The organism is Pseudoalteromonas espejiana DSM 9414 (genome assembly GCF_002221525.1).
Taxonomy (GTDB): Bacteria; Pseudomonadota; Gammaproteobacteria; order Enterobacterales; family Alteromonadaceae; genus Pseudoalteromonas; species Pseudoalteromonas espejiana.
Window position 1 is genome coordinate 3461655 of sequence record NZ_CP011028.1, and the last position, 24210, is coordinate 3485864.

Here is a 24210-nt window from a genome sequence, read left to right on the forward strand (position 1 = left end):
TCAGTCGGTATAAAAACCACACACACCATTTATAAGAAGCGTAAAGCCATGCAAAAACATCAAAGCCAACCACTAAACGACTTTATAGAATACCCTCACGATGAAATGCTAAAGCGTGCAAACGAATTTTTACAAACTAGTCAGCGCCGCCATAGTATTCGCAGCTTTAGCGACCGACCAGTACCTAAAAATATAATTGAAGCATGTATTAAAGCAGCTGGTACTGCACCAAGTGGGGCCAATCACCAACCGTGGCATTTTGTGGCTATAAACAGTAGCGATGTAAAAAAACAAATAAGAGAGGCCGCCGAAAAACTAGAGCGCTCTTTTTATGAAGGCAGAGCAGGAGAAGAATGGCTCGATGCGCTAAAGCCGTTAGGCACCGATGCTAGTAAACCTTATTTAGAACACGCACCTTGGCTTATTGCCGTATTTAGTCAAAAAAAGGGCGGCGTAAACACCGATGATATAAACACCAATTATTATGTGCATGAGTCTGTTGGCTTAGCTACCGGCTTTTTAATTCAAGCTCTACACCGTAGTGGTTTAGCAACACTTACCCATACCCCAAAACCAATGAGCTTTTTAACCGATATATGTAAGCGCGACAAAGACAACGAACGCCCTTACATGTTACTTATTGCAGGCTACCCAAGCGATGATGCAACAGTACCTGCCCATGCACTTGATAAAAAATCGCTTAATGAAATTGCGACCTTTATTTAAAAACACATTATTTAGCCGTACTTTGCTTGCAAAACCACTCGTAAAGTAACGTAATAATCGACTCAACTTTTGGGTCGATTAGCGAATAATAAATAGTGTGCCCATCGCGGCGAGTCGCTACTAGCTGCGCTTTGCGTAAACTCGCTAAATGCTGAGACAAAGCAGACTGGGCCAAAGGAATATTTTTATTTAACTCACCCACACTTTGCTCACCTTGCAACAAACTACATAAAATCATTAAGCGACTTTTATTAGCCATAAGTTTTAAAAATTGCTCTGCCTGCTGAGCGTTTTCGGCAAGTTGTTCAATATTCATTGTGATACTTAGTTATTTTGCGTGCTTTAATTATAGACTTTTACATTAGTAAGTTCTAATATAATTAACATTAGTGGTTACTAATGTTAATACCAATAGATGTAAATCATCGGTAATACAGTTTTTATTAGTGGCTGTGCCGTTACAATTTCGATGCTTTTAAACTACTTTGTTGAGAGTAGCTTTCAATTTTTAACACATTTATTGGCATTAACTTAGTGCAATCAAATTACACCGAGCGACGCCCGTAAGTGTCTTTTTCGCAAAAGAGGATTTACCTACTCATGCTTACTTCAATTCCTGATTTACTAAAAATTATCACACCTAACCAACGCCGTATTGATGCAGCGCAAGCAAAGCAAGAGCTTGAACAAAATAAAGGGCTGCTTATTGATGTACGCGAACCTGCTGAGCATGCCAATGTAGCTACGGTTGGGGCAATTAATATTCCTCGCGGATTACTTGAAATGAAGCTAATGGAAATAGAAAAAGACCCAGCCCGCCCTATTTACTTACATTGTGCCAGCGGCGCTCGCGCCACATTAAGCGCAGAAGCGCTAACCCGCGTTGGCTACGAAAACGTAACGGTTATAACTTGTAACGCAACGCAAGTAAGTGAAGTTTTTTAACTGCTTCATAAAAAAGTAACCTAAATTGCCTACACTTTGCTTTTTACACTTAACAGGTACAAAGCAATGGCATTTACACGGAGAAGTTTTTTAAAAGCATCGGCAGCAGGATTTGGCGCTGCCGTATTATCACTTGGTTTAACAGGTTGTAGGTTTGATGACGATGACGACACACCTGTTAGCTTTGATCACGGTGTCGCCAGCGGCGACCCGCTAAGCGATAGCTTAATTATTTGGACCCGTGTAACCCCACTTAATATAACAACTAAAACATTAAACGTGCAGTGGCAAGCCGCCACAGATAAAAGCTTTACTAATATTGTTCACGATGGTGAAGCACGCATAAGTGATACCACCGATTTTACGCTTAAAGTTGATTTACAAGGGCTCGATGCCAACACCGTTTATTACTACCGCTTTAACGCACACGGAAAAACCTCCCCTATCGGGCAAGGAAAAACACTACCTGTAGGTAACGTAGATAAAGTAAAACTAGCAGTTGTATCATGCGCAAATTACCCTGCCGGGTATTTCCATGTGTATGGTGAAATTGCTAAGCAAAGCGATTTAGATGCCGTATTACATTTAGGTGATTACATTTACGAGTACAGCAATACTGGCTATGCAACCGAAGACGCTGCGCAATTAGACCGACTTCTCCCCCTTGATAACAGCAGTGAAATTATCGCGCTTACCGATTACAGAAAACGCTATGCAAATTATCGCCTCGATGCCGACTTACAAGCAGCCCATAGCCACTGTGCATTTATAACGGTATGGGACGACCACGAAATTACCAACGACACATGGCGCGAAGGCGCAGAAAACCATAACGAAGGTGAAGGCGAATTTAGCCAACGTAAACTCAATGCACTCCAAGCTTACTTTGAGTGGATGCCAATTCGTAATGTAGCCGATAAAGAGCGTATTTATCGTCGCTTTGAATTTGGTAACTTAGTTTCTTTATACATGCTAGATACCCGCGTATTGGCCCGTGATGAACAGCTTAGCTATAGCGATTTTGATCTCACAACCCCTGCGGGACAAAGTGCATTTGCCGCAGCAATTGGTGCGAGTGATCGCGCATTATTAGGCAGTGAACAACTTACTTGGCTTAGCGATGCAATAACGACCTCAAGTACACAATGGCAAGTATTAGGGCAGCAAGTGCTAATGACCAAAATGCATTTACCTGTAGAAGTAATGCTGCTACTAGCTAGCTTACAAAGTACGCAAGCAAGTGGTGGCGATCCTAGTGTTTTACTCGCACAGGCAAATATTTTATTTGCAGAGCTGGCGCAAATTAAAGGCCGAGTATTAGCGGGTGACCCAAGCGTTACAGCCGCTGAGCTTGCACGGGTAGAAACTACCATACCGTATAATCTTGATGCATGGGATGGCTACGCCTACGAGCGAGAAGTGTTATTAGGCACCGCTATTGCTGCACAAAAAAACTTAGTGGTTTTAGCCGGTGATACCCATAATGGTTGGGCAGGAGAGCTTAAAACTGATGCCAATAACCCTATTGCAGCATCACAAAATGCAGGAGTTGAGTTTGCAACTGCCTCGGTTTCATCGCCAGGGCTTGAAAAGTATTTAGCGCTAAACACACAAGATGCGCAAACCGTGGCGCAAATAGAGCAAGTGATTGCTTTGTTAGTTGACGACCTTGCTTATAATAATTTAGTAGAGCGCGGCTACTTAACCGTTACTTTTACACCCACACAAGCCAGTGCTAACTGGAACTATATAAGCACAATTAAAGCACGTGAGTATCAGGTTGTTGAAAGCCGTACCAAAGAGCTTAGTATGCTTGCGGGGCAAGCTCAATTACAAAGCGTTTAACGCTTCGCCTCTAAAGCAGCCAAGCGCGTATCTATTCGTTCTACCACCTCAACTAAGCGGGCAAGTAATGCTTGGTTGAGGTGATCTTCAGCAAACTCTTCCATTTTAGGTGCTTGCGCAGCTAAGTTATCTTTTTGCTCAAGTATGGCTTCTCTAAACTCACTTGCCTTTACAACACCAAGTAATGACACCAATGCACCATGGCCAGATTGCCCGGCGGTTTCAAAGCTTAAGCGGTATAAGCCAAATAAACGCATCAACGGTCCTTGGCTCAGCCCAACATCGGTTATTTTTTCAAGTGGTATCGATTTTTCTTCTTTAAATAAAATACCGCGTTTAACAACCAGTTTTTGCGTGAGTAATTGCGCCGACATAGCCGCTAAAATTTTACCTGCCACCAGCCAAACAATAATTAACACCACAGGTATGAGCGGAATAGTCACCAGCGCTAAGGCGCTAAAAAGGCATGCCGTAGTCATCCAGTATTGCTTCACTTTGGGATCAAAGCTGGCACTTTTTAAAACAGGGTTGCTCATTGGTTTATCCTCATACCCATTTTATTAATCTAATCAAATGTGTGTCTTTATTTATTGAGATAGTTAAACACGCTTACTGTATTTAACTTACGTGATCAATGACTTCAATGCAATTTACCCACTTACATTCAAATATACTTTCACACACTCTCTTACAAACACCAACAGTAAAAATAGCTACACTAAAGCCTATTAGTTTTGAGATGCACTTAAATTGTCTCAAGCAATTTACCGTTTTTACTTATTTAACACCTAAGGCTTTTGATGAACACTTATATGAAAAACTCAATACGGATATTAGTTGGCACTCTAACGCTTTGCAGTATTACTGCTCAGGCTGAGTCGCAGTTTTCATTAGGGGGCGGCGTTATTTCTACCAGTTCCCCTTATGCGGGAACCGACAGTGAAACACTATTTTTACCTATCATTACCTACGAAGGTGAAAGACTTAGTTTTAGAGGTTTGTCACTTGATTATAAATTAGTGGAGGAGCAAGGTTTTAACTGGTCATTAGTTTTAGAGCCAGGCGATAATTTTGATACCTCAGATTCAGACCTTGCAGCTATTAAAGCCTTAGACGACAGAAAACTGTCTCTTTATGCTGGCACTAAGGTTAGCTACTCTGCGGGTTTTGGTAAAATAAGTGCAAGTGCTACTCATGATGTAATAGGCCACGGTGATGGCGCTAAATTTAAAACCAATTACAGTTACCCTATTAAGCTATCTAAGCAATTAATGCTTATTCCTTCTGTGGGTGTTGAGCTAAATAGCAGTGATGTATCTAACTATTATTATGGTGTCGCACCCGGTGAATCAACCACCTATGCGCCTTACGAACTTGGTTCTACAGTTAACTACAATGCGGGTTTATTTTTAATGTATTACATTAATAAAAACTGGAACGTAAACGCAATGGTTAACTATCAACAGCTTGATTCTGACATTGAAGACTCACCCATTATTGATACCGATAGCACCACTACCGTTATGATGTCGGTTAACTATCGTTTTTAATATTATTAGCGTGTGACAAATTGTCACACGCTAATAATTACTCGTATCGCCAGGGCAATAAATATAATCCCCAATATTTTATCAAGCCATGGGTTTTGCTTGGTAAAACCAAAGCGGTTTTTTGAAACCTCTGTCAGTAACGCCACTAGTAAATACCAGCCGGTATCAATTACAAATACCGTTAAGCACATAATAATACCAATGCTTAAAGTAAGGTTTTGCGGGTCAATAAACTGTGAGAACAAAGCTAAAAAGAAAATAGCGAGTTTTGGGTTTAAAAATGCAATGGCAAAGCCATCTTGTAATGCTTTAGCTGCACTTCCCTCACTTTTTTGTACTTCAAGTTCGTTATTACTTGGTTTTGCTAGCAATATTTTTATGCCTAAATACGCCAAATAGGCCGCACCTAAGTAAACAAGTATTTGATAAACAGTTGGAAACTGCGTCATTAAAGCGCCTAACCCTAATAACGATGCGCCGGCATACAAGCCAACGCCTGTACCATGGCTGAGTGCGGCAAGCATACCATTTTTCATACTGCCGTTAAGTGAGTGCTTTAAAACCACCGCCAAACTTGGCCCTGGCGACATTGCGCCCATCATGCAAATAGCCGCTAGGCTTAACCATACTGAAAATGTCATTTAAAGCTCGTCAGTTTCAATAAATAAAGTATAGCCATGCACTTGCCCATAAAAGCCTGTCAATGGCACTGCGTTTATTACTTTCCAGCCATCTTGATTTAATTCCTGTATGCGATCATTCAGCGCGGCTATATCTACGCTACCCAAAAAACGAGTCTTTCTAAATTCGATTACTTTTTGCATTTTAATCCTTGTGTATCTTATAACGTGTATTCAAAATCGTAGTGGTGAATCCCTTGCTCAATACGTATTTTCATACTGCCCGTTAACCCTTCTAGCTCATGAGTGCCTGAATCGGGAATTACGTTTAAAATTAGGCTATCTTGGCCTTTATCCATTGTACCAAAATGCTGCAATACAAAGCTGCCTTTTTTGCCTTCAAGCTCGCCTATTACTTGCTCCATAGCAACATAACCGGCACTGCCTTGAGTGGGTGTCATGGCGCTTAGCATTTCGCCTTGGCTGGTGGCAATTAAGCTACCTTTAAAAGTTTTATCTATCGACATACGCCCTAAATTAATACCATTTTGGCCGCTTGCGTAGCCTTCTATGGGGGCTAGATTTACATTAAATTCTCCACTTATGGTTGTAGTAGTCATAACGTTTCCTTATTGATGATTTAAACTGTACTTATATTTGAGCGTATTGATTTTTCTTATCTTAGTGCCATATCTATACCTTAACCTTTAAAAAGAATCCACTATGTCAAAAACAACACCTAAGCCCGAAAAAGCCGCCTTTAGTAGTTTATTACCTATTTTTGCGTTTATTAAACCGTATAAATGGATGGTCGTAGCGGCGCTTGCTGCCCTTTTAGTCACAGCCGGTGTTAACTTATCGTTAGGGCAAGGCGTTAAATTTGTTATAGATCATGGGTTTATTGCAGGCTCCCAAGCCCAGTTGCAACAAGCTGTATTGGTACTTATTGGTTTGATTAGCTTATTAGCCGTGGGCACGTTTAGCCGCTTTTATTTAATGTCGTGGATTGGCGAACGCGTTAGTAACGATATTCGCAAAGCGGTGTTTAATCGCATTGTTACCTTGCACCCAAGCTACTTTGAAGAAAACCGCAGCGGCGAGCTTATGTCGCGTTTAACAACCGACACCACTTTATTGCAATCGATTATTGGCTCATCGTTTTCTATGGCACTGCGTAGCGCATTAATGTTGGTGGGCGGCTTAGTAATGCTGTTAGTGACTAACTTAAAGCTTACCCTTGTCGTTGTTGCTTGTGTGCCACTTGTATTAGTTCCCATGATGGTATTTGGTAAAAAGGTGCGAAAACTTGCAAGTTCTAGCCAAGATGCAATAGCCGACATAAGCACCTATGCCGGCGAGATAATTCAAAACATTAAAGTAGTACAAAGCTATAGCCATGAAGCACAAGAGCAGCACGCTTTTGCACTTGAAACCGAAAAAGCCTTTAGTGTGGCCAAAAGCCGTATTAAGCAACGCTCGTTTTTAATTGCAGCGGTCATATTTTTAACTTTTAGTGCCATAAGCGCAATGCTTTGGGTAGGCGGTAGTGACGTATTAGCAGGTACTATGACTGGCGGTGAACTAGGAGCCTTTGTGTTTTACGCTATTATGGTGGCTATGTCGGTGGCAACCGTTGCAGAGGTTTACGGCGAGCTGCAACGTGCAGCAGGTGCTGCGGCGCGCTTACTAGAGCTACTTGCCGTTAAAAGCGAAATAGAAAACCCAATCACTTCACAAGACGATGAGCTATTAGTAAACACTAATAGCCCCGCTATCGAACTTGAAAACATTAGCTTTAACTACCCATCTCGTCCCGATGTAAGCGCGCTTAACAAAATAAGCTTAACTATAGAGCAAGGCAAAACCGTTGCCATTGTTGGCCCCTCTGGCGCAGGTAAAACGACGTTATTTGAATTACTACAGCGCTTTTACGACCCTGCTCACGGCGCGATTAGATTTCATGATGTAAATATTAAAGACTTATCGCTTAATGTCCTCAGAGGTAAAATGGGCATGGTGGCACAAAACCCTATTTTGTTTAGCTCAGACGTAATGCATAACATTCGTTACGGCAACCCTAATGCCACTGACGAGCAAGTATACGCCGCTGCAAAACATGCCCACGCTGATGAATTTATTAAACATTTACCGCAAGGTTATAACAGCTTTTTAGGTGAGCAAGGGGTAAGGCTTTCGGGCGGGCAAAAGCAGCGTATTGTATTGGCACGCGCTATTTTAAAAGACCCTGAAATACTACTTTTAGATGAAGCAACCAGTGCACTCGATGCGCAAAGTGAGCACCATGTTCAAGCCGCGCTTGAGCACTTAATGCAAAATCGCACCACGTTAATTATTGCCCATAGACTGGCAACGGTTAAACATGCAGATGTAATTGTGGTAATGGAAAATGGGGAAATAAAAGCGACAGGGAGCCACCAGCAATTGCTAGCAAGCTCCCCTTTGTATCAGCGTCTTTGTGAATTGCAGTTCAACAAAAACTAATCTTCAGTGTTTGGTACTATTTGAATTTCTACACGGCGGTTTTGAGCACGGCCATTTGCGCTATCGTTAGTCGCAATTGGACGTGTTTCGCCATAACCCATAGTACTTACACGCTCAGCCATAATTTGCTGATTAACTAAGTAGTTTTTAACGCTTTGAGCACGCTCACGCGATAGGTTCATGTTGTAGCTATTTTTACCTGTGCTATCTGTGTGGCCTTCAATACTCAGGTAGGTTTTTTCGTATTTGTTCATCACTTTAGCAATCGCATCTAAGGTGTCGTTAAAGCCAGACGAAATATAAGATTGGTCGGTCGCAAAGGTAATATTAGATGGCATAACTAAACGTAAGTTATCGCCTTCGCGTACAACTTCCACACCAGAGCCTGCAAGCTCATCACGAAATGCTTCTTCTTGCTTATCCATGTAGTTACCAACTGCTGCGCCTGCTAGTGCGCCAATGGCAGCGCCTATAAAAATACGTTTATCTTTGTGGTTACTTGTTGCTTTGCCTAATACGCCACCCGCTGCTGCGCCAATAGCCGCGCCTTTGCCGGTGTTATTCATTTCACAGCCGCTAAGTAATACTGCAATAACTGATGCACTTATTAGTGATTTAGTTAATGTCATGATGATGTCCTGTTCGTTCTAGAAATACCAAGAGTATGCAAACACATCTATGAACAAACTATGAAGTGTCTGTTAATTTTTAAGTAAAATTAACTTTAGCAACGCATAAAACGGTAAACTCACCAGTGTGTTTTTAATAAAAATGTCATACTAGTTTGTGACAATTTAATGAATTTTAAAAAAGGACTCTAGCTCAATGTTATTAGCTATTTTTAGGCAGTTTTTTTTACTTGGCTGCATGAGTTTTGGTGGCCCCGCCGCACATTTAGGGTATTTTAAACGTCACTTTGTAGATACATTAAATTGGCTAACCGATACTCGCTATGCCCAATTAATTAGTTTAAGCCAAGCATTGCCAGGGCCGGGCTCTAGCCAAGTTGGGTTTGCTATAGGAGTAGAACGAGCTGGCCTATTAGGGGGTATTACCGCATTTATTGCATTTACTCTCCCTTCCTTTTTAATCATGTTATTACTAGCTGTAAGTGCACATCAGTTTGACGCTGTTTATTTTGCGGTTATTGCGGGGTTAAAGTTATTTGCAGTAGTTATTGTGGCCGATGCCACGTTGAGCATGGCTAAAAGCTTTTGTACTAATTATGTTTTAAAGCTATTAGCAGTACTAAGTACATTGGCGCTAATATTTATGCCTATGCTGGGCACGCAAATAGCTATTTTAGTTATTGCAGCCACCGTTGGCGCTATTTGGCCTATGCTCAAACTTGCTCAATCAAGTCCCCCTGACAGTAATAAAAGTAAGGTAAATTGGATTGCTTTAAGCCTATTTGTACTCTTACTGGCTATTAGCTTTATACCCTTAGGTCAAAATGCCAATGTGTTTGCTGCTTTTTATCAGGCTGGTGCAATGGTGTTTGGTGGCGGACACGTTGTATTACCAATACTACAAGCAGGCTTACCCGCACTAAGCGACGATCCATTTTTAAGTGCTTATGCCAGTGCACAGGCAGTGCCTGGGCCTATGTTTACCATTGCGACCTATTTAGGCGCGCAGTTAACCACAGAGCAGCCATTAGTGGGCGCTATTATTGCTACGCTTCTTATATTTACGCCGGGCTTTTTATTAATGCTCGCGTTTCAAAAAAGCTGGTTAAACTTGGCTAATAAGCCGCGTTTTGCAAGCTCTATTGCTGCACTTAATGCTTCGGTAGTGGGGTTTTTAGCGGCTGCACTGTATTCGCCAATTTGGACATCGGCAGTACATAACTTATGGCAAGTAGGGTTAGTTATTGCTGCATTTGCTTGGCTACGATTTAAAAAGCCACCTATTTGGTGGCTTTTAATTACATTTATTATTGTGGGTCTTGCCCAGCACTATTTGCCATTACTTTAAACGTTGGCTTATCGGTTTGCTGCGTATTTGGCGGGCTTAACTGCCCGCTAACACTTTGGTACGCTCTTAGGCCAAACACTGGCAGTACTGCAAGCAAATGGTCCATAATTTCGGCTTGTAAGTGCTCGTAAGAAATCCAGCGTTTGTCTTCACTAAAGCAATAAAACTCAATAGGTAAGCCATGGTTCATTGGCTGAAGCTCACGCACCATCAGGGTAAGTGAGGTATTTATTCTGTTGTGCTGCTTTAAATAGCCCTCGGCGTAACGACGAAACAGCCCTAAGTTAGAAACCGGATCAGGCAGTGAGGCAACACGTATATATTCGTGCAGCGGAATAGCCGCATCAATTTGTTTTCTAAATTCATCGCTCACTAAGCAAATGCTGTGCATGTCTATGTTAAGAGAGCGCTTAATACGTCGGCCGCCTGATTCTTGCATTCCGCGCCAGTTTTTAAACGAGCCAGCTACCAGCATATAAGTAGGTATAGTAGTTATGGTGTTATCCCAGTTACGTACTTTTACCGTATTTAGGCCTAAATCTATTACTTCGCCATCTGCGCCGTAGTTTTCTACTTGGATCCAATCGCCGTAAGTAACCAGCCTGTTTGCCGCAATTTGAATACTCGCTACAAAGCCTAAAATGGTGTCTTTAAATACTAATAAGGTAACGGCGGCTATGGCACCAAAACCAGAGAGAATATAAGTAGGAGACTTTTCAAGCACTATGCTCACAATTAATATTGCACACACAATAAAAGTAATAAGCTTAACTACCTGCAATAGCCCCTGTATTGGTACTTCGCGGGCAAAATCTAATTGGTTATAAATAGCACCTGCAATGCTCACAATACTACTAAAAATAAAGCCTACATGAATAATAAGTATGCCTTGGCCTATTGTTTTTAGTATTTCGGCAGTAAGCTCATTAACCGGATACACGCTATCAAATGTTGCTAAAAAAAGTACACTACACAGCATGCCTGCAATGCGCTTATTCAGTTTGGTAAGTAAAGGCGAGAGTAAACCAATACGCTCTGGAGATAAGCGGGTTACAGCCTTTTGAATACCAGGAAGCATTAAACGGCGGGTAAATAAATACACCACTAACAGCGTAAAAATACCAATAGCGGCAGCTGCTAATGCGCTAAATAAATTAGCATCGGGGACTTTTTCAAACCAAGGAGCTATTAACTCCTGTAAATGCGTGTTGGTCATGGTGTTTCTATTTCCTTGCTGAGTAAGGGTTCTGGTGTGCTTTGTTGGGCATAAATAGCAGTAAGTTGCTGATCCTTACTTACCCATAGTTGATTAACATATTGCTGAAAAGACGCTTTAAATGCTGGGTCTGTTTGGTAACTGCCAATCATTTGCTCATTAATTGGGTGCACATCAACCGATACATAAATAGATTCTAACTCACCTTTTAAAATATTACGGCATACATGGCTTGTTTTACCCTGATACACCAAGCTGGTATTTAGCATGGCGTCAAATTGTGAGCTTAATACTTCTAGCGCAAAGGCAATGCCGCCAGCTTTGGGCTTTAATAAATGATTAAACGGGCTTTGCTGCTCAGTATGCTTTTGTGCGGTGTAGCGTGTACCTTCAACAAAGTTGATAATGGTGGTGGGATTAGCGCGAAAGTGACGGCAACTATTTTTGGTACGCTCTACATCAAGGCCTTTTAATTTAGGATTTTTTGCAAGCTGCGCCTTAGTTACACGCTTCATAAAAGGCATGCCCATGGCCCATGCGCCGGTGCCAATAAAAGGCACATATTTTAATTCATCTTTTAAAAAAAACTTTGGTGCTGGTAAAACATTAATAGAGCTAAGTACAACTATATCTAACCAGCTCATGTGGTTACTTATAAGTAAGTACCAGCTTTGCGCGTTTATATCGCCTTTTATATTAATGCTTATGTTAGGGCAGCCAAGCCACAACCCTAGCCGGTTGCCATTACACCAGCCACGATATGCTGTATGTAATAAAGTATTTGTTAGTTTAAAAGGCAGTACCAGCTTTACTAAACCCAGTAGTAAAACTAAGGAGCCAAAAATAATTACATTAAAAAATAATACGCAGCCTACAATTAAGCCATTTAGCCAATTTGGTAACCACTTTTTTAGCATAATTGTAAGCCCATTATATTTTCCTTATTACTTATTATTTTGTTCAAGCTGCTGAAGAGTTTGCTCTTTTTCTTCCCATAAACGGTTTAGCTCACTTTGAAAGCCCACTCTAAATTCAGAGTCGCCAGTGTAATCACCAATAAGCTCTTTGCTTACAGGGCGTATATCTACATGCACGTTAATTTGCTTTACTTTACCGCCTGCAAAATCCATAAATGTAGGAATGCTATCAGGGTAGTGAATAGTCACATTAACTACTTTAGAAATTTGCTCACCCATGGCTTGCATTACAAACGCAATACCACCGGCTTTTGGCTTAAGTAAATGAGGAAAAGGACTGTTTTGGCGTGCATGTTTTTGCTCTGTAAAGCGTGTGCCTTCTACAAAGTTAACAATACTTACCGGCATTTCTTTAAATTTTTCGCAGGCTTTACGAGTTGTCTCTATATCTTTACCGCGTAATTTAGGGTTCTTTTTAAGCTGCGCCTTGCTAGTGCGGGTCATAAATGGGAAGTCGAGCGCCCACCAGCATAAGCCTAAAATTGGCACGTAAATCAGCTCTTTTTTCAAAAAGAAGTTTAAAAATGGAATTTTACGATTAAATACGCGTTGCAGTACTAATATATCTACCCAGCTTTGATGGTTAGCAATAACTAAGTACCAGTCTTTTAATTTGGTTTCTTCAAGGCCGGTAACATTAATTTTTGTTGGCGTAAATAAACGTTGGTTAAGGCTATTAACCGACACCCAAATAGTGGCACACTGCTTAGCAACCCAGCTTAAAAGCTTTTGCATAGGCTGAATAGGAATTAACTTTAATAACCCACAAACAAAAATAGGCACAAACCAAATTAGTGTGTTTATTGTGTAAAGAATAATACTTAATACACTGCGAATAACTGACATTTATTTCTATTCCTTTAAACAATGCGCAACAAGCAGCCGCGCTTTTAATACTGAGTGTGTAAATTTAGTCTTCGAAGTAGGTGTAACCTTCAAGTCCGGCATTAAGCTCTGCTAAATAGCCCGCTTTACACTGCTCAGACACTGCTAGTTTGTTAATCAATAATTCAAAGTTTTGTGCCAAAATGGCGCTATCATAGTCAACAAACTTTAATACATCCTTAACGCTATCACCTTTAATGGCATTGGTTAATACATAACCGTCATCGTTTAGCTCAACATGTACTGAATCGGTGTCACCAAATAGGTTATGTAGGTCACCTAAAATCTCTTGGTAAGCCCCTACCATAAACATAGCTATATGGTATTGCTCACCATGTTGATACTCAGGTATAGGTAAGCTGGTTTCTATGCCCGCACCTTCTACGTATTCACGAATTTGCCCGTCAGAATCACAGGTAATATCTTGAATAATTGCACGCTGGGTAAGTGGCTTATCAAGGTTTTCGATTGGCATAACCGGAAATAATTGCTCAATACCCCATACATCAGGTAACGACTGAAATAGTGAAAAGTTAACAAATAGCTTATCGGCTAACTTTTCGTGAAGGTCGTCGAGCACTTCGCGATGAGCGCGCGCATTGTTACTTAATGAAGCACGCACACGGTGTAAAATAGTAAAATATAGCTGCTCAATTTTGGCCCACTCTAACATGCTCACTAAACCATGTACGTACTGGTCGTGCGCTTCGCTAAATAGGTGCATTGCATCATGGTAAATTTCCAGTGCCATGCGTGGGTTTAAGCGCTGCAAGCATTGCCACATTTCATCAAGCACTAACGCGCTATTTTTAAGTGGTGGCTCTGGGTTTGGATGATTTGGCGCTTTTTCTACATCTATTACATCGGTAATTAAAACCGCATGATGCGCCGTTAAAGCACGCCCAGATTCAGTAATAATAGCGGGATGCGTTAAGCTATGCTGATCGCACACCTCAGCAAAGGCATTGACTACGTTACGTGCGTATTCTTCTACGGTGTAGTTCATCGAGCACGCACTACGAGAGCCTGACCCTTCGTAATCAACGCCTAAACCACCGCCTACATCAACCGTATTAAGCGGCACACCTAACTGAGTAAGCTCAGCAAAGTGGCGCGCACATTCGCGCAGGGCACGGTGTATGTCACGTATGTTGGCAATTTGAGAACCTATATGAAAATGCACCATTTGCATTAAATGCAATTTGTTATGCTTTTTAAGCACCTCAACGGCACTTAGCACTTGGCCTGCGGTTAAGCCAAATTTGCCTTTTTCACCACCAGTATTTTGCCATTTACCTTTGCCTACCGAGTTTAAGCGAATACGAATACCAATAGCAGGCTCTATGCCTAGGTTATCTATTTCTTCAAGTAAGGTGGTAAGTTCTGATAGTTTTTCGACCACTATTTTTACGCTGTGCCCCATGGCTTGGCCTATACAAGCTAAGCGTAAAAATTCACTGTCTTTGTAGCCATTACATACAATCGTAATGGGTTTATCGGCAACGCCTAAAATAGCCATAAGCTCTGGTTTAGAGCCAGCCTCAAGGCCTACCAGCCCACTTGGGTGGGCAAGTAATTTACTTACAACAGAGCGCTGCTGATTTACTTTTATTGGGTAAACACAAGTATATTTACCTTGGTATTCACGGCTACTTTGCGCAAGTGTAAAAGCATTGGTAAGTGTATCAACGCGGTTTTTTAAAATATCGGTAAAGCGTACCAATACCGGCAAAGTTAAGCCTTGTTGCTTAAACTGCTCTGTTAGCTGCGTTAAAGAAATCGCATTTTTAGATTGGTCGCCATCTGGGTAGGCTACCAACTCGCCTTGTGCGTTAATATCAAAATAGCCATCGCTCCAATGAGCAACATTATATGTAGCGCGTGCTGTTTCTAAACCCCAAGTCATGGCAACTCTTCTTTAATCAATTAGCTATAAAGGCGCATTTTAATACGTCACTACCCCCTACGCTAACAAAAATTGAACTTTAACTCGATAGTGGCTAACTTTATTGCCAAAGCAGTTAAAATTTCATTGAGCAAAACGCCAAGCACTGGCAGAATTGCCCCTTTTTCATACTCAACTTAAAAAGTGTAAAAGCAACTATGGCAAATTTAGATCAAAGTAAGTGGTTTACAGAAATTAGCGACCGCGATGGCAGCGCATTTTCATTACGTATTAACAAAAAGTTAGATGAAAAACAGTCTCCTTTTCAAAAGGTAGAAATGTTCGAAACCACAGACTTTGGCAATTTAATGATCATCGACGGGTGTACTATGGTGACCACTCGCGAAAACTTTTTTTATCATGAGATGATCAGCCACCCTGCACTTTTAGCGCACCCAAATCCTAAAAACGTAGTTATTATTGGCGGCGGCGACTGCGGTACATTACGCGAAGTATTAAAACACCCAGGCGTAGAAACCGTAACGCAAATAGATATAGACGAAGTAGTAACGCAAATGTCGTTAAAATACTTCCCGGAGCTTTGCGAGTCTAATAACGATGCACGCGCAACCGTTATGTTTGATGATGGCATTAAATACATGCGCGAAGCCGCTGGTGAGTCTATCGATGTGGTTATTGTTGATGGCACAGACCCAGTAGGCCCAGGTGAAGGCTTATTTAACCATGCATTTTACACAAGCTGTTTAAATGCACTTCGCCCTGGCGGTATTTTAGTACAGCAAAGTGAATCGCCACTAATGCATATGCCATTACTAGTTGAAATGCGTGAAGCCATGCTAACTGTAGGCTTTAACGATTTACAAACACTGCCATTCCCACAACCTATTTACCCAAGTGGTTTATGGTCAGTAACACTTGCTCGTAAATCAGAGGCATTTAACGGCTTTAGAGAAGATGGCGCTGCACAAATTGCTGAGCAAAGCGAATATTACAACAGCGGTATACATCACGGTGCGCTAGCAACACCAAACTTTATGAATCGCGCTTTTGTTAAAAAATAATTTGCACTTTTAAAATCAAAAGGGAGCTTTTAAAGCTCCCTTTTTTAATGCCTGCTTAGCTCAGTTATATCAATTGGTTTAATTAAGTCATCTCTTTTGCGGATTGGTATTACACCTTAAAGCGATTTACTAACCTGTTTAGCTCATCGGTTAGCTGCTCCATTTTTCTAGATACATCTTCTGTAGAGCGAGCAAGCTGCGCACCTTGTACTGTTTGATCGTTTAACGATGATAAGTTTTGGCTAATTTCATCGGCAACAGTCGTTTGCTCCTCTGTGGCTTGCGCAGTTTGCATAGCCATATCGTTTACTTTGGTTGATGAGTTCTGCATTGCATTAAGTACATCATTCGTTTGAGTAAACGAGCCAACAGCATCATCCGCAAAATGCTTACCTTCATCTATTGCTTTAATTGACTGTTCAACGCTTGTGGCAAAATGCTCAATCATCTGCTGAATATCGTTGGTACTCTCTTGTGTACGTGTTGCTAAGGTTCTTACTTCATCTGCAACCACCGCAAAGCCTCGACCATATTCCCCCGCCCGAGCGGCTTCAATGGCTGCATTTAATGCTAATAGATTCGTTTGCTCAGCAATGGCTCTAATAACCTCTAGCACTTTAGCAATATTATCTGAGCTTTGCTGTAACTCAGTAGATCGCGCCATGGCTTGATCCATATTTTGCGAAAGCGACACGATACGTGAACTTGAATGCGCAACTGCTGTTAAACCTTGCTCTGCTAGGCTTAATGAATTGTCAGCTTCGCTAGAGGATTGCTGTGCTACGCCCGCAACCTCTCTGCTTGCTACACTCATTTCGTGTACAGCACTTACAATTGATTCCGAAGCTTGACCTAATGACTGGTTAACTACATTGTTTTTATTAGCAACTTGGCTGAGCTCGCCACCTAAGTCACTTAATTCTTTTGATTGCTCTAAAATGTCGCGAATAAGCTGCTGAAGATTATCTAAAAAGCGATTAAACTCCCTCGCCAAATCAGAAAATTCATCGTTAGACCTTACATTAATACGCCCAGTTAAATCACCATCGCCCGATGCAATGTCGTTAATTCTGCTCGTCAGGTAATTAATTTGATTAGTTAATTGTTTAGGTATTCGGTAACTAAACCAGCTTGCTATAAGCAAAATAACAATAACAAAGCTAATAACAGTAAACCTGGTGGTTGCAATAGTTTGCGAAAGGCGTGCTATTTCTTGTTCAGAGATTTGCTCTGCTAGCTCCCCTGCTTTATCAAGCGTGGTTCTTAATTCGCTAAAAGCTTGCTCTGAAAGCGATTGTTTAGACTCATTATTTTTATCTGCCATATAGGCTTTAGAGGCAGAGAACCACTCATTATAAGCACTGTCAAAACGCTCTAATTTAGTAGTTACCTCGGGGTAGTCACTGAGTACAGATTTATATTGCGCCAATCGCTGAGTTACTTGTTCAGCATTTTCAGTGTGCTCTTGTTGATACTTTTTAACATTTTTTGTGTGCGTAACTAGGTTTAACTCAGCCACTTTAGCTTGGTATAAATCACGGTCTGCACTTAACGCCAGTGATACAGCCTTAATAAACTTAGTTGATTGCACATCTAAAGCATTTTTTTGTAAATTAATTAAATAGCTATAGCCAATAATTAACGATAAAACGGCAATACCTAATATAACAATAGGAAAAGAAACCTTAACGCGGATGCTGTGCAAATTCATTTTTTACCTCAAGTAAGTTGCTTAACTAATTAAACAAACGCAAGTAAGCGTATTTTCTAAAATTTCCATTGCATATTAAGCATTATTTGCTGCTGCGAAATTCGCTTTTTAACGCCAATGGCTGCTCTATTTTTTACAAAGCTTTTAAGTGCAGACCCTTCAACGCCAATTTGTAACTGATTACTATATTGATAACGCCAAGTGGCAGTAGCCCCCTCACCGTTACTGGCATTGGGGTCAAACGCTGTGGTGTCATCATCGTCTACTTTAAAGTAATCATACCTTAGCGATAACCTGTACTTACCTTCTTTATGGCTGAGCATTAAGTAATGACTATAGAAAGAATTATAAATTAGCTTATTGGCTCCCATTTCGGTTTTACCGCTAAGTGCTTGAGCTATAAAACGGGTATTTCCTGTGAGTTTATATAACCACGCGGCACTGCCAAAACGGGTATGCCATGCGTATTGACCTGTTGCTACATTAAATACCGTTGGGTCTGCATTGTTATTATAGTAATAAATTCTAAATTGCGATTTTTTTAGGTAATCCCAATGTACGCCTGCGTAGTAGCCAAAACGTCCGTCAACTTCCTCAAAAGGCAGCACCTGATTAGCTTGCCAGCGAAGTTCGTATTCGTTCAGTGCTGCAATGAGAGCAAATTGTACACTTTCGTTAAAGGTAGTTTGCCTATCGTGTAATGCAAAACCCCGCCAAGAAAGCAGCGTTCCGGTAGGGTCATTACCTTTGTATAGCGCTGCGCTAACGCTAAAACTGTGTTTTGAATTAAAACGTTTTCCGGGGCGCTTAATCGTCAGCTCACTACCGACAGTGCGAAGCTCTTCGCCTATCCAGCTATTAATTGCCGAGTTTGTATAGTTATAGGGTGAGGTCCAGCCAATATCAGGGTTTTCGAGCGACATACTTGGGTAAAAACCACCTACCTTTACATGCCATTTATAGCGACTATTAACTAAAGGCTGGTACTGCAAATAGGCTTGAGTTAAACCCAGCGTTGTTTTTGGCTCTTGGTTTGCATTAAGCACAGCATGGGCGCTCCAGGCACTACTTAAATCGGCTTTAAAATCTATAATACCTTGTGATAGCAACAAATTATTACTGTTATCACCATGGCGATACAAACCGGTCCCGCCATCCTGAAAACTTTGCGTATCGTCACTTGCAACCGCTCGCACTTGAATAAGCCCCTTTACCTGCGCAAAGGTAGGAAAACTAATAAAAAAAGCTGCGAGTATTAAAGTAAATAGGGACTTAGTAGTCATCAAATTCATCCGTAGCAAAATCTATTTGCTCGGCTATAGGTTGCTTTACGTTGTAATTTATAGATGCTTCACTCACGTTTACAGTGTGTGTTTCTACTTGGCTTATATCACTAAATCCTGAATGCCACACGCTCATAGTGTATTGCCCATGTGGAGCTGATAAATTAACCCTACCGTTTTCGTCAGTAATTGCAAAAACAGCGCTATCAACCACCACAATATAACCCAGCATCCAGTCGTGAATATTACAGCCAAGCTCCACTACACCCGTTTGATCAAATATTATTGGCGCTTTAGGTTGTTCTTTATAAAGCTTAAGCTCAAATGTTTTGGCCTTAGAAAATGAATATACGTGATGCATAATTGAATCAGCATTTGGAAACTCCACCTTGGCGTTTTTTGGCACAACTAAAATACGCGGTGTGAATTCGCGGTCTTTTTGGCTCATTGCGTAGGTTTTGCTCATTTGCGCTTTAGGCACAGTTTGCGCACCACTTAACCATACAACAGCATTGGCTACAGGTTGGTTATCGGTATTTTTTAGGATTATTTGTGTAGCAAACGCCTGGGCGCTAACGCTTAGCAACAAAATACACAATAGTTTTTTAATCATAAAGCTTTTGCCATTTTCAATTTGTTTACATTATAGACCGATTAAACCGTTAAATTCTTTCTATTTTTTAAAACATTGAATACGTATGTAATAAGTCGTATTAACAAGTCAGTGTCATTATCCTTAAGGGTCACCACCGACTCATCTAAGGACACACAATGAGAATACCAGCACTTATGCTTTTAGCCTTTGCTAGCAACAGCTACGCACAAACGGTAGAGCTAAAATCGCCAGACACACACATAACGGTTACCATTTCTGATGAAAAAACCACTCCCAGCTACGCTATTAGCTTTAAAGACAAACCGGCTATAAACACATCGCGCCTAGGTTTTGAGTTTAAAACCCAAGCCGCATTTAACGATGGTTTTAAAATCACACATATAGAAAAGCAAAGCGTTAACACTCAGTGGCAACAGCCTTGGGGCGAACGCAAAACAATTAATGATAACCATAATGAAGTAGCGGTCACGTTTACAAAAAACGAGCCCCAAGGTGCAAAATACACAGTGCGCTTTAGAGCTTTTGATAGTGGCGTTGGGTTTAGATACGAAGTACCAAACCAAGCAGGCTTTGAGCAAACACACATCACCAAAGAGCTTACCGAGTTTGCAATTAGTAATAGTAACGATGCCACAGCATGGTGGATCCCCGCACGCGGCTGGAACCGATACGAATACGTTTATAACACCACCGCATTGAATGACGTACCGCTTGCGCACACTCCGTTTACTTTAAAAACCAATAATGGCACTCACATCAGCATTCACGAAGCTGCCCTTGTTGATTACGCAGGTATGGTGCTTAATCAGCGCCGCCCAGGTACATTTAATGCAGATTTAACCCCTTGGTCAGACGGCATTGCCGTGAAAAAACAAGGCGCGTTTAATACCCCTTGGCGTACTATTCAAATTGCCGACAGCGCCGTTGGCTTAGTCAATTCAGACATAATATTAAATTTAAACGAGCCTAATAAGCTCGGTGATGTGTCGTGGGTAAAGCCAGGCAAATACGTAGGTATTTGGTGGGGCATGCACATAAACACACAAACCTGGGGCAGCGGTAAAAAACACGGCGCTACAACACAAACCACTAAATACTACATGGACTTTGCCGCAGAGTATGGCTTTGATGGCGTATTAGTTGAAGGTTGGAACATTGGTTGGGATGGCGACTGGTTTTTTAATGGCGATGTATTTAGCTTTACACAACCTTATGACGACTTTGATATAGCCGCCCTCACTCAATACGGCAAGCAAAAAGGCGTACAGTTAATAGGCCACCACGAAACATCGGGTAATGTAAGTAACTACCGCGACCAAATGGAAGATGCCTTTGCCCTTTACGAAAAATCAAACGTAAGCCAAGTTAAAACAGGCTATGTAGCTGATGGCGGAAATATAAAACGCATAGATAAAAACGGCATTGCCCGTCATGAATGGCACGACGGCCAATTTATGGTTAATGAGTACCTTTACAACGTAAAACTGGCTGCTAAACATAAAATTAGCATTAACACTCACGAGCCTATTAAAGACACAGGCTTGCGCCGTACTTACCCAAACTGGATTGCGCGCGAAGGGGCACGCGGACAAGAATTTAACGCATGGGGCACACCACCTAACCCACCAGAGCATATTCCTATGCTGGCATTTACCCGTATGCTGGCAGGGCCTATGGACTTTACCCCTGGTATTTTTGATATGAGCTTTAATGGCTTAGGCGATGACACAAACCGCCCACAAACTACGCTTGCCAAACAACTTGCGCTGTATGTTGTGCTATATAGCCCGATTCAAATGGCTGCCGATTTACCTAAAAACTATTTAGCTAAGCCCGATGCATTTCAATTTATTCAAGATGTACCAACCGATTGGCAGCAAAGTATTGCGCTAGATGGCGAAGTGGGCGATTTTATTGTATTTGCCCGTAAAGAGCGCAAACGCGACAGCTACTCAGGAAACGATTGGTACCTAGGCGCCGTGACCGACGAAAAAGAGCGCACTATTGAGGTAAAACTCGACTTTTTAGAAAAGGGTAAAAAGTTTGAAGCCCACATATACCAAGACGGTAAAAATGCAGAGTGGAAAAACAACCCATACGATTTAAATATCGAAAAGCGCGTAGTTAGCGCAAACGACAAGCTAACTTTAAAACTAGCAACAAGCGGCGGCACAGCAATCCGCTTTAAAGCACTTTAAGGTTATTAGAGCGTCCCGTCTGTGTTTTACATTACAGACGGGGTTACTTTTATCGGCAAATAAATTTGTGCACTTAAGCCGCCCTCTGGGCGGTTTTCAAGTTTAACTTTACCATCGTGCATATCAATAATGCGCTTAATAATGGCGAGCCCTAACCCACTGCCTTCGCTGCCACGGGCTGCATCACCTTGCTTAAAAGGCTCAAACACCGACTCAAGCTCGCTTTCAGGAATACCAGGGCCATTATCGTTCACCGCTATCACAACGTATTTTTTGTTTGAATTAAAGTAGCTTAAAACTTCTATGTCGCCGTCAGAATAACGCAGGGCATTTTCAATCATATTCGTTACTACACGTTTTATAGCCACACTGCTTAACGGAATACGCCCTACGCTTGGGTTTTCTTTAAATGTAATAACACGTTGATGCTGCAACTCACAATTAACCACTTCAGCAACTAAGGCATTAATATCTTCGCAGGCGAGTTCGTCTGTTTTATGGTGACGTAAATACTCAATAAACTGATCAATAATGCCGTTCATATCTTCAATATCGTAAATGATGCCTTCACGAAGGTATTCGTCTTCATCGTTCATCATTTCGGTAGCCAAGCGAATACGAGTAAGCGGTGTACGTAAGTCATGTGAAACGCCAGCCATCAATAAACGGCGGTCGTTTTCAAGTGCAGCAATGCCTCGCGACATTTGGTTAAATGCACGGGTTACTTCTATTACTTCTGTAGAGCCTTCCTCGTCAAGCTTAGAACTAAAATCGCCCTTACCTACTTTTACAGCGGCTTGTTGTAAAGCCTTTAAGGGCCGGTTTAAGTGCCTCGCAAACAGCCAGCCACCTAATACACTTAAAAAACCAATACTTGATAAGTAAAACGTTAAAAATTCGAGGTTGTTTTCTTGGTAGCCGGTAAGCGGCACCTTTACCCAGTACCCTGGGGCTTGCGGCGCTTCTACCCAATATATTAAAGGGTCTGTTTGGCTAATACGCACCCGCGCCGAGCCGTTTAGCTGTTCAGACATACTGCGCGAAAGCATCGAATACTCGCGCGTTTGGCCAAGCCCTTGGCGCATTGCTTCGCGCTGGGTCATAACCTCTATACCGGTAATTTCAAAAAATTTTTCAGATACTTCGTCGTTTATTTCTACGCCGTCTTCCCAGTCTATAAAAACGGTTTTAATTTGCTTAGCGAGCATTAAGTTCACTTGCTCAATAGTCGGCTTTACCACATAAAAGCTAACCGTTACATACGACACTATTTGGTTTATTAGCAATAAAGCGGCAACTAAAAAAACGGTTTGCCCAAACGCACTACGCGGAAAAAATCCCATATAAATTACTTTTCACCGTCAGGAACAAACACATAACCTAAACCCCAAACCGTTTGAATATAACGCGGGTTGGCGGCATCTACTTCAATCATGCGGCGAAGTCGCGAAACCTGCACATCAATACTGCGCTCAAGAGCGCTATAATCTCGCCCTCGAGCAAGGTTCATTAATTTATCGCGGCTAAGTGGTTCGCGCGGGTGCGAAACAAGTGCTTTAAGTACCGCAAATTCGCCACTGGTAAGCGAAATAGTTTTATCACCCTCGCTCATTTCACGGGTGGCTAAATTAAGTGTAAATTGACCAAATGCAATGAGATTTTCTTCTGCAGCTGGAGCACCAGGCACTTCTTTAGCGCGGCGGCGTAAAATAGCTTTAATGCGAGCCAGTAACTCACGCGGGTTAAATGGTTTGGGAATGTAATCGTCTGCGCCAAGTTCAAGGCCAATAATACGGTCGACTTCATCGCCTTTTGCTGTAAGCATAACAATAGGAATTTCGTTTTCTTTTTGGCGTAACCGGCGGCAAATTGATAAGCCATCTTCGCCTGGCAGCATTAGATCTAGCACCATTAAGTGAAAGTTTTCTCGCTCAATGAGTCTATCCATTTGCTCTGAATTTGCGGCAGTTCTAACAATAAACCCCTGCTCTACTAAATAACGCTCTAGTAGACTGCGCAGGCGCATATCGTCATCAACAACTAATACTTTTGTGGTTTCGTGTCCCATTGTTTGTTTCTTATTTTTATCTCCAATTAATAGTTAATATAAATGAAAAACTTAATAATCAAAATCTAATTGCGCGCTTAGATTGTTACTGAACATTTCAAAGCTTAATTTTAATAAATTTTAC

23 protein-coding genes are annotated in these 24210 nt (G+C 41.5%); 8 read left to right on the top strand and 15 right to left on the bottom strand.

Annotated features, from left to right (window positions below; all coding sequences use genetic code 11):
- Positions 1-48 precede the first annotated feature (48 nt).
- Positions 49-726, top strand: a complete 678-nt coding sequence (locus PESP_RS15730) for a nitroreductase family protein (RefSeq protein ID WP_089348860.1) — start codon at positions 49-51, stop codon at positions 724-726.
- A 7-nt stretch (positions 727-733) separates the two neighbouring features.
- Here the strand turns inward: PESP_RS15730 and PESP_RS15735 are convergent, their stop codons facing one another.
- Positions 734-1042, bottom strand: coding sequence for an ArsR/SmtB family transcription factor (locus PESP_RS15735; RefSeq protein ID WP_089348861.1), 309 nt, complete (start codon positions 1040-1042; stop codon positions 734-736).
- A 284-nt stretch (positions 1043-1326) separates the two neighbouring features.
- Here PESP_RS15735 and PESP_RS15740 point away from each other — a divergent pair, with 284 nt between their 5' ends.
- Positions 1327-1671, top strand: a complete 345-nt coding sequence (locus PESP_RS15740) for a rhodanese-like domain-containing protein (protein ID WP_089348862.1) — start codon at positions 1327-1329, stop codon at positions 1669-1671.
- Between the two features lie 66 nt (positions 1672-1737).
- Positions 1738-3516, top strand: coding sequence for an alkaline phosphatase D family protein (locus tag PESP_RS15745; RefSeq protein WP_089348863.1), 1779 nt, complete (start codon positions 1738-1740; stop codon positions 3514-3516).
- Here PESP_RS15745 and PESP_RS15750 read toward each other — a convergent pair.
- Positions 3513-4052 carry a PH domain-containing protein gene (locus PESP_RS15750; protein WP_089348864.1) on the bottom strand — a complete coding sequence of 180 codons (540 nt, stop codon included), beginning with the start codon at positions 4050-4052 and terminating at the stop codon, positions 3513-3515. The two genes, PESP_RS15745 and PESP_RS15750, sit on opposite strands and share 4 nt — an antisense overlap.
- A gap of 276 nt (positions 4053-4328) precedes the next feature.
- On the opposite strand from PESP_RS15750, the gene PESP_RS15755 reads away from it, so the two are divergent.
- Complete coding sequence (locus PESP_RS15755) at positions 4329-5066, top strand: MipA/OmpV family protein (protein WP_245852102.1); 738 nt, start codon at positions 4329-4331, stop codon at positions 5064-5066.
- A gap of 23 nt (positions 5067-5089) precedes the next feature.
- Here PESP_RS15755 and PESP_RS15760 read toward each other — a convergent pair whose 3' ends face one another.
- From PESP_RS15760 to PESP_RS15770, 3 genes are read right to left on the bottom strand one after another with little or no spacing between them, the layout of a single operon-like run.
- A complete protein-coding gene (locus PESP_RS15760; protein ID WP_089348866.1) occupies positions 5090-5707 on the bottom strand; it encodes a LysE family translocator in 618 nt (205 codons plus the stop codon).
- Positions 5708-5890, bottom strand: a complete 183-nt coding sequence (locus PESP_RS15765) for a hypothetical protein (RefSeq protein ID WP_089348867.1) — start codon at positions 5888-5890, stop codon at positions 5708-5710. It lies immediately after the preceding gene.
- A gap of 17 nt (positions 5891-5907) precedes the next feature.
- On the bottom strand, positions 5908-6306 hold the full coding sequence (locus PESP_RS15770; protein WP_089348868.1) for a DUF3224 domain-containing protein: 399 nt from the start codon (positions 6304-6306) through the stop codon (positions 5908-5910).
- 103 nt (positions 6307-6409) lie between these two features.
- On the opposite strand from PESP_RS15770, the gene PESP_RS15775 reads away from it, so the two are divergent.
- Complete coding sequence (locus tag PESP_RS15775) at positions 6410-8188, top strand: ABC transporter transmembrane domain-containing protein (RefSeq protein ID WP_089348869.1); 1779 nt, start codon at positions 6410-6412, stop codon at positions 8186-8188.
- Here PESP_RS15775 and PESP_RS15780 read toward each other — a convergent pair.
- Positions 8185-8817 (bottom strand): YiaD family glycine zipper/OmpA-like lipoprotein, encoded by a 633-nt coding sequence (locus PESP_RS15780; protein ID WP_089348870.1) that lies wholly within the window; start codon positions 8815-8817, stop codon positions 8185-8187. The two genes, PESP_RS15775 and PESP_RS15780, sit on opposite strands and share 4 nt — an antisense overlap.
- Before the next feature lie 196 nt (positions 8818-9013).
- On the opposite strand from PESP_RS15780, the gene chrA reads away from it, so the two are divergent.
- Positions 9014-10165, top strand: a complete 1152-nt coding sequence (chrA, locus tag PESP_RS15785) for a chromate efflux transporter (RefSeq protein WP_089348871.1) — start codon at positions 9014-9016, stop codon at positions 10163-10165.
- Here the strand turns inward: chrA and PESP_RS15790 are convergent.
- From PESP_RS15790 to speA, 4 genes are all read right to left on the bottom strand, one after another.
- Positions 10125-11381, bottom strand: coding sequence for a mechanosensitive ion channel family protein (locus tag PESP_RS15790; RefSeq protein WP_089348872.1), 1257 nt, complete (start codon positions 11379-11381; stop codon positions 10125-10127). The two genes, chrA and PESP_RS15790, sit on opposite strands and share 41 nt — an antisense overlap.
- Positions 11378-12298, bottom strand: a complete 921-nt coding sequence (locus PESP_RS15795) for an acetyltransferase (RefSeq protein ID WP_089348873.1) — start codon at positions 12296-12298, stop codon at positions 11378-11380. The genes PESP_RS15790 and PESP_RS15795 overlap by 4 nt, the downstream gene beginning before the upstream one ends.
- 27 nt (positions 12299-12325) lie before the next feature.
- The gene (locus tag PESP_RS15800) at positions 12326-13204 is read right to left on the bottom strand and encodes an acyltransferase (RefSeq protein ID WP_089348874.1); all 879 of its coding nucleotides are present in this window, start codon (positions 13202-13204) and stop codon (positions 12326-12328) included.
- A gap of 64 nt (positions 13205-13268) precedes the next feature.
- On the bottom strand, positions 13269-15149 hold the full coding sequence (gene speA / locus PESP_RS15805) for a biosynthetic arginine decarboxylase (RefSeq protein ID WP_089348875.1): 1881 nt from the start codon (positions 15147-15149) through the stop codon (positions 13269-13271).
- Between the two features lie 197 nt (positions 15150-15346).
- Here speA and speE point away from each other — a divergent pair, with 197 nt between their 5' ends.
- Positions 15347-16210 (top strand): polyamine aminopropyltransferase, encoded by an 864-nt coding sequence (gene speE / locus PESP_RS15810; RefSeq protein WP_089348876.1) that lies wholly within the window; start codon positions 15347-15349, stop codon positions 16208-16210.
- A gap of 109 nt (positions 16211-16319) precedes the next feature.
- Here speE and PESP_RS15815 read toward each other — a convergent pair whose 3' ends face one another.
- From PESP_RS15815 to PESP_RS15825, 3 genes are read right to left on the bottom strand one after another with little or no spacing between them, the layout of a single operon-like run.
- On the bottom strand, positions 16320-17921 hold the full coding sequence (locus PESP_RS15815; protein ID WP_089348877.1) for a methyl-accepting chemotaxis protein: 1602 nt from the start codon (positions 17919-17921) through the stop codon (positions 16320-16322).
- 56 nt (positions 17922-17977) lie between these two features.
- Entirely contained in the window at positions 17978-19204 is a 1227-nt protein-coding gene (locus tag PESP_RS15820) for a hypothetical protein (RefSeq protein ID WP_089348878.1), read from the bottom strand.
- A complete protein-coding gene (locus PESP_RS15825) occupies positions 19194-19817 on the bottom strand; it encodes a methylamine utilization protein (protein ID WP_089348879.1) in 624 nt (207 codons plus the stop codon). Before PESP_RS15825 ends, PESP_RS15820 begins: the two co-directional genes overlap by 11 nt.
- Before the next feature lie 158 nt (positions 19818-19975).
- Here PESP_RS15825 and PESP_RS15830 point away from each other — a divergent pair, with 158 nt between their 5' ends.
- Positions 19976-22018, top strand: coding sequence for a glycoside hydrolase family 97 protein (locus PESP_RS15830; RefSeq protein WP_089348880.1), 2043 nt, complete (start codon positions 19976-19978; stop codon positions 22016-22018).
- Positions 22019-22044: 26 nt separating this feature from the next.
- Here PESP_RS15830 and envZ read toward each other — a convergent pair whose 3' ends face one another.
- Positions 22045-23361, bottom strand: a complete 1317-nt coding sequence (gene envZ / locus PESP_RS15835) for a two-component system sensor histidine kinase EnvZ (protein WP_089348881.1) — start codon at positions 23359-23361, stop codon at positions 22045-22047.
- A gap of 5 nt (positions 23362-23366) precedes the next feature.
- Positions 23367-24086 (bottom strand): osmolarity response regulator transcription factor OmpR, encoded by a 720-nt coding sequence (ompR, locus tag PESP_RS15840; RefSeq protein WP_089348882.1) that lies wholly within the window; start codon positions 24084-24086, stop codon positions 23367-23369.
- Positions 24087-24210: the final 124 nt, after the last annotated feature.